The sequence below is a fragment of the Pseudomonas sp. B13(2017) genome (assembly GCF_002113245.1).
Lineage (GTDB): Bacteria > Pseudomonadota > Gammaproteobacteria > Pseudomonadales > Pseudomonadaceae > Aquipseudomonas > Aquipseudomonas putida_Z.
On record NZ_NEJX01000024.1, the window covers coordinates 43,926 to 57,317 of the forward strand.

Below are 13,392 nucleotides of genomic sequence, written 5' to 3' on the forward strand. Positions count from 1 at the left end.
ATTTTTGTAATTACAATGATTGAGTCGATGCAATGTGCGATTACCCCAGCGGCGTCCATCGCTGGCATCGCACAGCTGTGAACGGCTTCAAAAAATACAACGTCTGCCGCCTCTGCCCGGCTTAGCACGACACCGAACGGCCTCAAGCCAGCTCAATGGAATATCACTCGAAATGGAAAGCGCACAACTGCATCAAGGGGCCGAGCCTCGGACCTCACTGGAGATCCGCCTGCCCTGGGTCACCTCCAGCGCCTGGCAAACCCTGCTGAACAACACCCCGCTCGATTTCGAGACGAGCAAAGAGCTTTACCCACAGATCAAGGATCAGGCGCAGGAAGTACTGGGCAAGGCGCTGTGCCAGCAGATCCGCGGCTTTGTCGAAGACCCGCACCTGACCAGCATGATCGTGCGCAACTGCCCCCGCGACCGGGACATCCCGCCTACGCCCTATTCGGGCGTGCTCAGTCCGCGCAGCACACCCATTGCCTGCCTGGTCAGCCTGACCATGCAGAGCCTGATGGGGATCAACCCGGTGGTTTATGAGGGGGAGAACGATGGCCGCCTGTTCCGCCATGTCATTCCGTCGCGCAGTTCTTCCAGCCACAAGAGTTCCCATGGTTCGCGGCTGCGCTTTTCCTATCATGTGGACAACCCGGACCTGCCGCTGTCTTCCGAGCCGCTTGGCACCGCTTCCTGCTGCCCGGAGTACCTATCGTTCTTCGGTATGCGCTGTGATCCGCGCATCAGCACCACACTGGTAAACCTCGATGCAGTGGTCGCAGCGCTACCCGCATCGACCGTGCGCGAACTGTGCCTGCCGCAGTTCGAAATCCGCCGCCCGGACTCGTTCACCGGCAATCGTCGTTGCACCGCCGAGCTGCCAGTCCTGGCGCGTGGTCACGCTGGCGAATGGTTGTGCCGCTTCGACAGTGAAAACACCCACGGCCTGAACCTGCGTGCCGAGCAGGCCCTGGGCAGCCTGCGCAGTGTGCTGGAAACCCGCCGCTTCGATGAGCCGCACCTGCTGCTGCCGGGCGATTTCATGATCTTCAAGAACCAGCGCGTGCTGCATGCCCGCGATGGCTTCGAGCCACAGAACGATGGTGCCGACCGCTGGCTGTTGCGCCTGTTCGCGGTCAACGACCTGAACCGGGTGCACTTCGCCCGGGCTGATCACCTCTACGAAGTTCTCTCCTGATCCCTTTCACTGACTCGATGGACGTACTGTTATGGAACTGTTAGGCGCTTTCTGGGCGGAACACTGGTTGCTGGCGATCCTCATGCTCGGGGCGATTGCCTTCGTTGCCGGCTTCGTCGACAGCATTGCCGGTGGCGGCGGGCTGTTCCTGGTGCCGGGCTTTCTGCTGGTTGGCATGCCGCCCCAGGTTGCCCTGGGCCAGGAAAAACTGGTCAGTACCCTCGGCACGCTGGCGGCCATCCGCAACTTCCTGGCCAACAGCAAGATGGTCTGGAAGGTGGCGCTGGTCGGCGTGCCATTCTCGCTGCTCGGTGCCTACCTGGGGGCGCACCTGATCGTGTCGATCTCCCAGGAAACCGTGGGCAAGATCATCCTGGCGCTGATCCCCTTCGGCATCCTCATCTTCCTCACCCCCAAGGACCGCCCGGTCGAGGAGCGCGAACTGTCATCGCGCATGCTGTTCACCGTGGTCCCGCTGACCTGCCTGGCCATCGGTTTCTATGACGGCTTCTTCGGCCCAGGTACCGGCAGCATGTTCATCATTGCTTTCCATTACCTGCTGCGCATGGACCTGGTCTCCAGCTCGGCCAACTCCAAAACCTTCAACTTCGCGTCCAACATCGGCGCCCTGGTGGCCTTCGTCATTGCCGGCAAGGTCGTCTACCTGCTGGCGCTGCCGCTGGTGGCCTGCAACATCCTCGGTAACCACCTGGGCAGCGCGCTGGCCCTGCGCAAGGGCAACGAAGTGGTGCGCAAGGCGCTGGTGTTCTCGATGCTCTGCCTGTTCACCAGCCTGGGCGTGAAGTACCTGGCCTGACCCTTCCATAGGAGACAACTGATGAAAACCGCATTCGTAACCGGCGCCTCCTCGGGCTTTGGCCGCGCTATCTGCCGTACCTTGATCGGCAAAGGCTACCGCGTGATCGGTGGCGCCCGGCGCATGGACAAGCTGCAAGCGCTGGAGGCCGAGCTGGGCGTCAATTTCATTCCGCTGGCGCTGGACGTCACCGACCCGGTGTCGCTCGAGACGGCGGTCGAGCAGATTCGTGATGCTTCGCTGCAGATCGACTTGCTGGTCAACAATGCCGGGCTGGCGCTGGGCGTGGACCGTGCCCAGGCCAGCAGCGCGGAAAACTGGCAGCGGATGATCGACACCAACATCACCGGCCTGGCCATGGTCACCCACAAGATCCTGCCGCAGATGGTGGAAGCCGACAGCGGCATGATCATCAACATCGGCTCGATCGCCGGCACCTACCCCTACCCGGGCGGTAATGTGTATGGCGCCAGCAAGGCCTTTGTCCGCCAGTTCAGCCTCAACCTGCGCGCCGACCTGGCGGGCACTCGAGTGCGAGTGAGCAACATCGAGCCAGGGCTGTGCTCGGGGACCGATTTCTCGGTGGTGCGCCTGAACGGCAACCTGGATGCCGTGCAGGCGCTGTATCGGGATGTGGAGGCCATCCTGCCCGAGGACATCGCGGCCACGGTGGCCTGGATTGCCGAGCAGCCGGCGCATGTGAACATCAATACCATCGAGATCATGCCGGTGGCCCAGAGCAGTGCGGCGCTGAACGTGGTGCGCAACCTGCCGGCTTGCTGATCGGCCGGTGGTGGATGGCACCGGCGTTGCCGGGTTTGCGGGCACGCCCGCACCCACAGGAATAGCGCCCTGCTTCGGGCATGTGCAGTACCTGTGGGTTTACCCGCGAATCTGGCAACACAGCGCCTTCAGCTGACCCATGTCATCGCACCTTCTCGATTCTTGGCTAGTCTTAACTGTTGGCGGCCATCAATTGGCCGCCACCGTGACTACCAAGAGGCGCCGGCCATGTTCCGTGCGTCCACCACCTGATCAGGAGTGCACGATGGACCTGAACCGTCGGCAATTCTTCAAGGTCGCCGCCGTCGGCCTTGGAGGCTCGAGCCTTGCGGCGTTGGGCATGGCCCCGACACCAGCATTCGCCGAGCAGGTGCGTCACTTCAAGCTGGCGCATACCAAAGAAACCCGTAACACCTGCCCCTACTGCTCGGTCGGCTGCGGCCTGATCATGTACAGCCAGGGCGATGCGGGCAAGAACGTCAAACAGAACATCATCCATATCGAAGGTGACGCCGACCACCCGGTCAACCGCGGCACCCTCTGCCCGAAAGGCGCTGGCCTGCTGGACTTCATCCACAGCCCGAGCCGCCTGCAGTACCCCGAGGTACGCAAGCCTGGCAGCAAGGAGTGGGTGCGGGTCAGCTGGGACGAGGCGCTCGATCGCGTCGCCGACCTGATGAAGCAGGACCGCGACGCCAACTTCATCGAAAAGAACGCCCAGGGGCAAACGGTCAACCGCTGGCTCACCACCGGTTTTCTCGCTGCTTCCGCCGCCTCCAGCGAGGCTGGCTACCTGACCCACAAGGTCGTCCGCGCAACAGGCATGCTGGGGTTCGATAACCAGGCTCGTGTCTGACATGGCCCGACGGTGGCAAGTCTTGCCCCGACGTACGGCCGTGGCGCCATGACCAACCACTGGTCCGATATCGCCAACGCGAATCTGGTCCTGGTGATGGGTGGCAACGCAGCAGAAGCGCATCCGTGCGGCTTCAAGTGGGTGACCGAGGCCAAGGCGCACAACAAGGCGCGGCTGATCGTGGTCGACCCGCGGTTTACCCGTACCGCTTCGGTGGCGGACTACTACGCACCGATCCGTACCGGTACCGACATCGCCTTCATGGGCGGGCTGATCAATTACCTGCTGAGCAACGACAAGATCCAGCACGAGTACGTGCGCAACTACACCGACGTGTCGTTCATCGTCAAAGAGAACTATGGCTTCGAGGATGGCCTGTTCAGCGGCTACGACGAGGCCAAGCGCGTGTATGCCGACAAGTCCGGCTGGGGTTACGAGCTGGGTGAGGACGGTTTTGCCAAGGTCGACCCGACCCTGCAGCATCCGCGCTGCGTGTTCCAGCTGATGAAGCAGCACTACAGCCGCTATACCCCGGAACTGGCGAGCATGACCTGTGGCATGCCGCAGGACGCCATGCTGAAGATCTGGGAAGAGATCGCTACCTGCTCGGTACCGGGCAAGACCATGACGATCCTCTACGCGCTGGGCTGGACGCAGCACTCGATCGGTGCGCAGATCATACGCAGTGCGGCCATGGTGCAATTGCTGCTGGGTAACGTCGGCATGCCGGGTGGCGGGGTCAACGCCTTGCGCGGGCACTCCAACATCCAGGGCCTGACTGACCTCGGCCTGCTTTCCAACTCGCTGCCGGGCTACCTGACCCTGGCCGGCGATGCCGAGCAGGACTACGCCGCGTTCATCGACAAGCGCGCCTCCAAGCCGCTGCGCCCTGGGCAACTGTCGTACTGGCAGAACTACGGCAAGTTCCACGTCAGCCTGATGAAGGCCTGGTACGGCGTCAACGCCACCGCGCAAAACAACTGGGGCTACGACTGGCTGCCCAAGCTCGACGTGCCGGCCTACGACGTGCTGCGCATGTTCGAGATGATGGGCCAGGGCAAGGTCAACGGCTACATGTGCCAGGGCTTCAACCCGATTGCCGCGCTGCCGGACAAGAACCGCGTCACCGCGGCCTTGGGCAAGCTCAAGTGGCTGGTGATCATGGACCCGCTGGCCACCGAGACCTCGGAGTTCTGGCGCAACGCCGGGCCGTTCAATGATGTAGACACGGCCAACATCCAGACCGAAGTGATCCGCCTGCCCACCACCTGCTTCGCCGAGGAAGACGGCTCGCTGGTCAACAGCAGCCGCTGGCTGCAGTGGCACTGGAAGGGCGCCGACGGCCCGGGCGAGACCCGCACCGACGTTCACATCATGAGCGAGCTGTTCCTGCGCCTGCGTCAACGCTACCAGGCCGAGGGCGGCGCCTACCCTGATGCGCTGATGAACATCAACTGGCCATACAAGGTCCCTGAAGAGCCATCCCCGGAGGAACTGGCCAAGGAAATGAACGGCTGGGCGGTGGCCGACGTCACTGACCCGACTGGCGCAGTGCTCAAGGCCGGCCAGCAACTGGCGGGCTTTGGCCAGCTCAAGGACGACGGCAGCACCGCGTCCGGCTGCTGGATCTTTGCCGGCAGCTGGACCGAGCAGGGTAACCAGATGGCTCGCCGTGACAACAGCGACCCGTACGGCATGCACCAGGTGCAGAACTGGGCCTGGGCCTGGCCGGCCAACCGCCGCATCCTCTACAACCGTGCCTCCAGCGACCCGCAAGGCAAGCCGTGGGACCCGGAGAAGAAGCGCCTGGTGTGGTGGAACGGCAAGGCCTGGACCGGCACCGACGTGCCCGACTTCAAGGTCGACTCGCCGCCCGAGGCGGGGATGAACCCGTTCATCATGAACCCCGAAGGCGTGGCGCGGTTCTTCGCCATCGACAAGATGGCCGAAGGCCCGTTCCCCGAGCACTACGAACCGTTCGAAACGCCGATTGGCATCAACCCGCTGCACCCGCAGAACAAGAAGGCCACCAGCAACCCGGCCGGGCGGGTCTTCGACTCGGTGTGGGACAGCCTCGGCAAGCACGACGAGTTCCCGTACGCGGCGACCACGTACCGGCTGACCGAGCACTTCCACTTCTGGAGCAAGCATTGCCGGCTCAACGCCATTGCCCAGCCCGAGCAGTTCGTCGAAATCGGCGAGGTGCTGGCCAGCGAGAAAGGTATCAAGGCCGGTGACCGGGTGCGGGTGTCGAGCAAGCGCGGGCACATCGAGGCGGTGGCAGTGGTGACCAAGCGGATTCGCCCGCTCAAGGTCAACAACCAGACCGTGCACCAGATCGGCATCCCGCTGCACTGGGGCTTCACCGGGGCTACGCGGCATGGCTACCTGACCAACACCCTGGTGCCTTTCCTGGGTGACGGCAATACCCAGACGCCAGAGTCCAAGTCGTTCCTCGTCAAAGTGGAGAAACTCTGATGGCCAGCCAAGACATCATCGCCCGCTCGGCCACCACCACCGTACCGCCTTCGGTACGCCAGCAGCAGGAAGTAGCCAAGCTGATCGACACCACCAAGTGCATCGGCTGCAAGGCCTGCCAGGTGGCGTGTTCGGAGTGGAACGAACTGCGTGACGAGGTCGGCCACAACCACGGCACCTACGACAACCCCCAGGACCTCACCGCCGAGACCTGGACCCTGATGCGCTTCACCGAGCACGAGCGCGACGATGGCAACCTGGAGTGGCTGATTCGCAAGGACGGCTGCATGCACTGCGCCGAGCCAGGTTGCCTGAAGGCCTGCCCGAGCCCGGGGGCGATCATCAAGCACGCCAACGGCATCGTCGACTTCAACCAGGACCACTGCATCGGTTGCGGCTACTGCATCACCGGTTGCCCGTTCAACATCCCGCGCATCTCGCAGAAGGACCACAAGGCGTACAAGTGCACCCTGTGTTCCGACCGCGTGACCGTGGGCCTGGAGCCGGCCTGCGTGAAAACCTGCCCGACCGGGGCCATCGTGTTCGGCACCAAGGACGAGATGAAGGTGCATGCCGCCGAGCGCATCGTCGACCTCCAGTCGCGGGGCTACGACAAGGCCGGGCTGTACGACCCGGACGGCGTCGGTGGCACCCATGTGATGTATGTGCTGCATCATGCCGATACGCCGAAGCTGTACGCCGGCCTGCCGGACCAGCCGGTGATCAGCCCGCTGGTGGGGTTGTGGAAGGGCTTCACCAAGCCGCTGGCGCTGCTGGCCATGGGTGCGGCGGTGCTGGCCGGGTTCTTCCACTATGTGCGGGTCGGGCCACAGCGGGTGGAGGAGGACGAACACCCGGCACCTGCGGATGAAAGCGTGCACCAGGTGGACCCGTCGGTCCATGTCTATGATCCGACCAAGCCCGGTGGGCAAGGGGAGCAGCGACCATGAACGACAACAAACCCATCCTGCGCTACAACGCCAACGAGCGCAGCAACCACTGGGTCGTCGCGATCCTGTTCGTCCTGGCTGGCCTGTCGGGGCTGGCGCTGTTCCATCCGGCGCTGTTCTGGCTCAGCAACCTGTTCGGCGGTGGGCCGTGGACACGCATCCTGCACCCCTTCATCGGGGTGGCGATGTTCGTGTTCTTCCTCGGCCTGGTGTTGCGTTTCTGGCGGGCCAACTTCATCACTGCCAACGACCGCCTGTGGCTGCGCCGCGTGGACCGGGTGATGCTCAACAAGGAGGAGGGTGTGCCACCGATCGGCAAGTACAACGCCGGGCAGAAGCTGTTGTTCTGGACCCTGCTGGTGTGCATGCTGGTTCTGCTGGTCAGCGGCGTGGTGATCTGGCGCGCATACTTCAGCCATTTGTTCGGCATCGAGGTCATTCGCCTGTCCGCTCTGCTCCACGCCCTGGCGGCGTTCGTGCTGATCCTCAGCATCATCGTGCACATCTACGCCGGCATCTGGATCAAGGGCTCGATCGGCGCCATGCTGCATGGCTGGGTCAGCCGCGCCTGGGCGCGCAAGCACCATGAGTTGTGGTACCGCGAAGTGACCGGTGACAAGACGCCGGGCAATCACGGACGAAAAGAAGGATGAGCGCTTGAGCACGATACTCGAACCCGGGCAGATCGAAGCGTCGGCAGTGATGCCACCGTTTCTGCACCTGCCCCCCGCCAACCTGTTCGAACTGCGCGCTGCGCGCCTGGAGCAGTTGGCCGAGGGCAATGCCCTTGGCGAATACCTGAAGCTGGTGGCTCGTTTGTGCCGTATCCAGCAGCAGCTTGTGGATAACCCGCCCGCTGGCATGCCGGTGGCCGAGGAGCGTCAGCGCCTGTGCATAAGTCATGGTTTGCCGCCACTGGCGGCGGACAGCCTGGTGCGTGAAGGGCCGTGGCTGGTCTGGTTGCAGGCTTTGCTCGAGCACCTCGACGCGGACACCAGCGGTCCGTTGGGGGAGGCGCTGCAAGCCCTGCGCAGCAGTGACGACCCTCAACGCAAGGGTTGGGGCATCGCCTTGCTCGCCGGCCAGTACGACGCAGTGCCCGCGGCACTGGTGCCGTTCATTGGGGCGGCCTTGCAGGCGGCCTGGTCCAGCTGGTTGCTGGCGCTGCCCGCGCCAGAGCTCAAGCCCGCCGGCAGCCTGGCCCAGTGCCCTGCCTGCGGTTCGCCGGCGATGGCCGGGGTGGTGCGCAACCGCGGCAAGCACAATGGCCTGCGCTACCTGGCTTGTTCGCTGTGTGCCTGCGAATGGCATGTGGTGCGGGTCAAATGCGTGTACTGCGAGTCGAGCAAGGACCTGCGCTATACCAGCCTTGACGATGACCGCCATGCGCCGGGCAAGGCGCCGCTACGGGCGGAGTGCTGCCCGGAGTGCGAGAGCTACCTGAAGCAGAACTACCTGGAAAACGATGCGGCGGCCGAGCCGCTGGCCGATGACCTGGCCAGCCTGGCACTGGACATTCGCCTGGACGAGGAGGGCTTCCATCGGTTGGCACCGAACCTGATGCTCGCACCCGGGTAATGGAGAGTGTCTACACTGTAAGACCGAGTCGCCTTCTTCGCGGGTAAACCCGCTCCCACAGGGCCCGCGCAGCTTTTGAGGCTTGCGCGGCCCCTGTGGGAGCGGGTTTACCCGCGAAGAGGCCAGTACAGACAACGGATCAGTCCAAGGTAGTACCGCATGTCCTCCAGCCTAGCCAGCGACACCCCACGCCTGCCCTCCATCGACACCCTTTTGCGCCACTCGGCCTGCCTCCCGCTGATCGACCGCCACGGTCGCGACGCGGTCCTTGCCACCCTGCGGCAACTGCTCGATGACCTGCGCGACCCCGCCCGCACCGGCCAGCTCAGTGCCGCCGAACTGGCCGCTGAAGTCTTGCTGGGCCGCACTGGCGAACGCTTGGCCACCCAGCAACGCAGCCAGGTCCGTCGTGTGTTCAACCTCACCGGCACCGTGTTGCACACCAACCTCGGCCGCGCCTTGTTGCCAGAGGAGGCCATCGAGGCCATGCAGACCGCCGCCCGCTACCCGCTCAACCTGGAATTCGACCTGGCCACCGGCAAGCGCGGCGACCGTGACGACCTGATCGAAGGTCTGATCCGCGAGCTGACCGGCGCCGAAGCCGTCACCGTGGTCAACAACAACGCCGCCGCCGTGCTGCTGGCGCTCAACAGCCTGGGCGCGCGCAAGGAGGGGATCATCTCCCGCGGTGAACTGATCGAGATCGGCGGTGCCTTCCGCATCCCCGACATCATGGCTCGCGCCGGCGTGAAGCTGCACGAAGTCGGCACCACCAACCGCACCCACGCCCGTGACTACGAGGCCGCCATCAGCCCACGTACCGGCCTGCTGATGCGGGTGCATTGCAGCAACTACAGCATCCAGGGCTTCACTACCCAGGTGCCCACCGGCGAGCTGGCGCGCATCGCCCACCAACATGACCTGCCGCTGCTTGAAGACCTTGGCAGCGGCAGCCTGCTTGACCTTACCCGCTGGGGCCTGCCCGCCGAGCCGACCGTGCGCCAGGCCTTGGCTGACGGCGCCGATATCGTCACCTTCAGCGGCGACAAACTGCTGGGCGGGCCGCAAGCCGGAATCATCGTCGGGCGCAAGGAGCTGATCGCCAGGATCAAGAAGAACCCGCTCAAGCGCGCGCTGCGGGTCGACAAGATCACCCTGGCCGCACTCGAAGCGGTGCTGGCGCTGTACCGCAACCCCGACCGCCTGGCCGAGCGCCTGCCCAGTCTGCGCCTGCTGACCCGCAGCCAGGTAGAAATCCAGTTCCAGGCCGAGCGCCTGGCGCCAGAGCTCAAGGCCCGCCTCGGCGAACAATGGACGGTCAGCGTGGAACCGGCGTTGGGCATGATTGGCAGTGGCAGCCAACCGGTGGCCCGCCTGCCAAGCGCGGCATTGTGCCTGCGCCCGCAGGTGTCGAAGAAGCTGCGCGGGCGCAGCCTGCATGTGCTGGAGCGCGCCTTGCGCGGTCTGCCCGTGCCAGTGCTCGGCCGAATCGACGATGACGCCCTGTGGCTGGACCTGCGGCAACTGGATGACGAGGCCCAGTGGCTGGCGCAGTTGCCCGCCCTGCAATTGGGGCCGGTACAGTGATCGTTGGTACCGCCGGCCACATCGACCATGGCAAGACCGCACTGCTCCAGGCCCTGACCGGCCAGGCCGGTGACCATCGCCAGGAGGAGCGCGCCCGTGGCATGACCATCGACCTTGGCTACCGCTATGCGGCGTTGACCGAGGGGGCAGCGCTGACCGGCTTCATCGATGTACCGGGCCATGAGCGCTTTATCCATAACATGCTGGCCGGCGCCCACGGCATCGACCTGGTGCTGTTGGTGGTGGCGGCCGACGACGGGGTGATGCCACAAACCCGAGAGCACCTGGCGATCATTGAGCTGCTGGGCATCCCTCAGGCCCTGGTGGCGATCAGCAAATGTGACCGGGTAGAGCCGGCCCGCCTGGTCGAAGTGCAGGCACAGGTCAGCGAGCTTCTGGCGCCGGGCCCATATGCTGGTGCACGGCAGTTTCCGTTGTCGAGTGTGACCGGCGAAGGTATCGATGCCCTGCGCCAGGCCGTGCTTGCCGCGCAACAGCGCGTGCGCCAGCGCAGCGTGCGTGGTGGTTTCCGTCTGGCTGTCGACCGCGCCTTCGCCGTTACCGGTGCGGGTGTTGTGGTCACGGGCACGGCGCTGGCTGGGCGGGTCAGTGCCGGCGACACCTTGTTGCTGGGCAAGGCCGGCAAACCGGTGCGGGTGCGTGGCCTGCATGCGCAGAACCAGGCCGCGCTGGTGGCCGAGGCGGGCCAGCGGGTGGCACTGAACATCGCTGCCGAACGGCTGGCGGTGGAGCAGGTGCGCCGGGGTGACTGGCTGGTGCCCGAGTGGCTGCACGCCCCCAGCGTGCGGGTGGATATCGAGCTGAACCTGTTGCCGGGCGAGACCCGTACCTTCGAACATTTCAGCGCTGTGCACGTGCACCTCGGCACCCAGGACGTAACCGCCCGGGTGGCCTTGCTCGAAGGTGAAACCCTGGCGGCGGGCCAGCGCATGTTCGCCCAGTTGTTGCTCAACGCGCCGCTGCAGGCGGTACACGGCGACCGCCTGGTTCTGCGCGACCAGCGTGCTCAGCGCACCCTGGGGGGCGGCAAGGTGCTCGACCCGTTCGCGCCAAGCCGTCAGCGTCGCAGCGATGAGCGCCTGCGCCAATTGCAGGTGCTGCGTGATGCCGAGGACCTGGAGCAGGCCTTGCCGGCACTGCTTGCCAGCGCACCAGGGGGTATCGACCCACAGCGTCTGGAGCGGCAGTTCAATCGCCTGCGCGAAACCTGGCAGTTGCCGGAAGACGTGCTGGTGGTGGCCACGCGGCAGGGCCAACTGCTGTTTGCCAGTGCCCGGTGGCAGGCGCTCAAGCGCCAGGTGCTGGAGCAGCTGGCGCGGTTCCATGAACAGGAGCCCGACCAGCTCGGCCCGGACCGCGACCGCCTGCGCCGCTTTGCTGCCTTGCCGCTGGAGCGGCCCGCTTTTGTCAGCCTGCTGGATGAGTTGCTCGAAGACGGCGCCATTGCCAGCAGCGGGCCTTGGCTGCACCTGCCTGATCACAAGGTGCAGCTGAGCGAAGCCGACAGTGCGTTATGGGCGAGTCTGCAACCGAAGTTGCTGGCGGGGCAATACGATCCGCCCTGGGTCAGGACGCTGGCGAGCGAGGAAAATTGTGCCGAAGCCGATGTGCGCCTGTTGCTGCGCAAGCTGGCCCGGTTGGGCATGGTGCACCAGGTGGTGCGCGACCTGTTCTACCCCGAGGCGACGCTACAGCGCATGGCAGAGCTGCTGCTGGGGCAGGCCAGTGAAACGCCGATAGTGCAGGTTGCCGCGTTTCGCGATATGTTGGGCATCGGTCGCAAGCGCAGTGTGCAGATTCTGGAGTACTTCGACCGCATCGGCTTGACCCGGAGGGTGGCCGATCAGCGTCACATTCGCGCCGACAGCGCCCTGGCCCAGCAGCAGGCCAGGCACTGAGTTCAAGGAAGGCAATCGCGCCCGGTGGCGCGGCCGGGCTTCAAACCCGGTTGGGGACGGCAGCCGTTCCCGGGCAGGTTCGACTCCCGCTGCCTTCCGCCATTTTCTTTTGCCTGTCAGGGCCCTATCGCCGGCAAGCCAGCTCCCACAGGTACTCCACAGGCCTCAGGCCTTGTGTTATCCCTGTGGGAGCTGGCTTGCCGGCGATAGGGCCAGACCAGGCAACACTCAGGCCCGTTCCCCACACAGATCCAGGGCAAACCACCTTTCCGCCGTGTCGACATCCAGCCCGGCCCCCAGCAACGCAACCATCTTGGCCAGCGCCGCCTCCCGGGTCATGCCACCGCCACTGACCAGCCCGGCCCCGCGCAAGCGGTTACCCGCCGCATAGGTATCGAACACCACCGACCCCTCAGGGCACTGGCTGATAGCCGCCAGCATCACGCCCCGCTGGCGTGCCGCGCTCAGCACATCCAGCAACGCCTGGTCATCCGACGGCCCTGTACCGCTGCCGTAGCACTCCAGCAGCAACCCCTGCACGCCGCTGCCCAGCAGTGCCTGCAAGTGCCCGGCTTGCAGGCCCGGGAATACCGGCACTACCGCCAGGTTGACCGGCTGGCGCGGGTGCTTGTAGCCAAGTTCGGCTGGGATCGCCGTGGCGCGCTCACTGTCACGATGACGCGGCAGCGCGGCAAAGGCATCGAACGCCTCGCTGCGCAGCTTCGACGCCCGGCAGCCATGCAGCAGTTGCCCATGGAAGTACAGCTGCACGCCATCTTCCAGCCCCTGTTCGAACTGGCGCAGTGCGCCGCACAGGTTGCCCCAGGCGTCGCTGTCCGCGGTACCCGCCGGCAGCATCGAGCCGGTCAGCAGCACCGGCACCGGCAGGCCCAGCAGCAGGAACGACAATGCCGCGGCGCTGTAGGCCAGGCTGTCGGTGCCATGCAGCACCAGCACGCCATCATGGCCAGCCACCTCTACCGCTGCGACGATGGCATCGCGCATCGCCAGCCAGTTGTGCTGTTGCATGTTGGCGCTGTCGAGCAGCGGGTTCAGTTCCTGCAGGGTCCATTGCACCTGGGGCGCATCGGCCAACTGGGCGAAGTGTTCACGCATTCGCGCTTCGAAACCACCGGCCGGCGCCAGGCCTTCCGGTGTTTCGAGCATGCCGATGGTGCCACCGGTATAGAGAACGAGAAGATTCTTTACTGCACGCATGGAAAGCA

General features: G+C 64.9%; 10 protein-coding genes and 1 tRNA gene. 10 read left to right on the forward strand and 1 reads right to left on the reverse strand.

The window, feature by feature from the left end; genetic code table 11:
* The first annotated feature begins 172 nt into the window (after positions 1 to 172).
* The 10 genes from CAG44_RS24465 to CAG44_RS24515 all read left to right on the forward strand — a co-directional run bounded on the left by CAG44_RS24465 (position 173) and on the right by CAG44_RS24515 (position 12,268).
* Positions 173 to 1,198, forward strand: a complete 1,026-nt coding sequence (locus CAG44_RS24465) for a TauD/TfdA family dioxygenase (RefSeq protein WP_075044434.1) — start codon at positions 173 to 175, stop codon at positions 1,196 to 1,198.
* Between the two features lie 31 nt (positions 1,199 to 1,229).
* Positions 1,230 to 2,015 carry a TSUP family transporter gene (locus CAG44_RS24470; RefSeq protein ID WP_046615926.1) on the forward strand — a complete coding sequence of 262 codons (786 nt, stop codon included), beginning with the start codon at positions 1,230 to 1,232 and terminating at the stop codon, positions 2,013 to 2,015.
* Positions 2,016 to 2,036: 21 nt separating this feature from the next.
* Positions 2,037 to 2,798: an SDR family NAD(P)-dependent oxidoreductase gene (locus tag CAG44_RS24475; RefSeq protein ID WP_085592037.1), complete on the forward strand. Its 762-nt coding sequence runs from the start codon at positions 2,037 to 2,039 to the stop codon at positions 2,796 to 2,798.
* 265 nt (positions 2,799 to 3,063) lie between these two features.
* A complete protein-coding gene (gene fdnG / locus CAG44_RS24485) occupies positions 3,064 to 6,132 on the forward strand; it encodes a formate dehydrogenase-N subunit alpha (protein ID WP_143493956.1) in 3,069 nt (1,022 codons plus the stop codon).
* Positions 6,132 to 7,082 carry a formate dehydrogenase subunit beta gene (gene fdxH, locus CAG44_RS24490; protein WP_085592035.1) on the forward strand — a complete coding sequence of 317 codons (951 nt, stop codon included), beginning with the start codon at positions 6,132 to 6,134 and terminating at the stop codon, positions 7,080 to 7,082. Before fdnG ends, fdxH begins: the two co-directional genes overlap by 1 nt.
* Positions 7,079 to 7,735 (forward strand): formate dehydrogenase subunit gamma, encoded by a 657-nt coding sequence (locus tag CAG44_RS24495; RefSeq protein WP_075044437.1) that lies wholly within the window; start codon positions 7,079 to 7,081, stop codon positions 7,733 to 7,735. The genes fdxH and CAG44_RS24495 overlap by 4 nt, the downstream gene beginning before the upstream one ends.
* Before the next feature lie 4 nt (positions 7,736 to 7,739).
* Positions 7,740 to 8,660, forward strand: a complete 921-nt coding sequence (gene fdhE, locus CAG44_RS24500; protein ID WP_085693139.1) for a formate dehydrogenase accessory protein FdhE — start codon at positions 7,740 to 7,742, stop codon at positions 8,658 to 8,660.
* A gap of 159 nt (positions 8,661 to 8,819) precedes the next feature.
* Entirely contained in the window at positions 8,820 to 10,247 is a 1,428-nt protein-coding gene (gene selA / locus CAG44_RS24505; RefSeq protein ID WP_085693140.1) for an L-seryl-tRNA(Sec) selenium transferase, read from the forward strand.
* Complete coding sequence (gene selB, locus CAG44_RS24510; protein WP_085693141.1) at positions 10,244 to 12,166, forward strand: selenocysteine-specific translation elongation factor; 1,923 nt, start codon at positions 10,244 to 10,246, stop codon at positions 12,164 to 12,166. Before selA ends, selB begins: the two co-directional genes overlap by 4 nt.
* A 6-nt stretch (positions 12,167 to 12,172) precedes the next feature.
* Positions 12,173 to 12,268 (forward strand) — tRNA-Sec (locus tag CAG44_RS24515).
* 126 nt (positions 12,269 to 12,394) lie between these two features.
* Here CAG44_RS24515 and CAG44_RS24520 read toward each other — a convergent pair.
* Positions 12,395 to 13,384: an asparaginase gene (locus tag CAG44_RS24520; RefSeq protein ID WP_085693142.1), complete on the reverse strand. Its 990-nt coding sequence runs from the start codon at positions 13,382 to 13,384 to the stop codon at positions 12,395 to 12,397.
* Positions 13,385 to 13,392 lie beyond the last annotated feature (8 nt).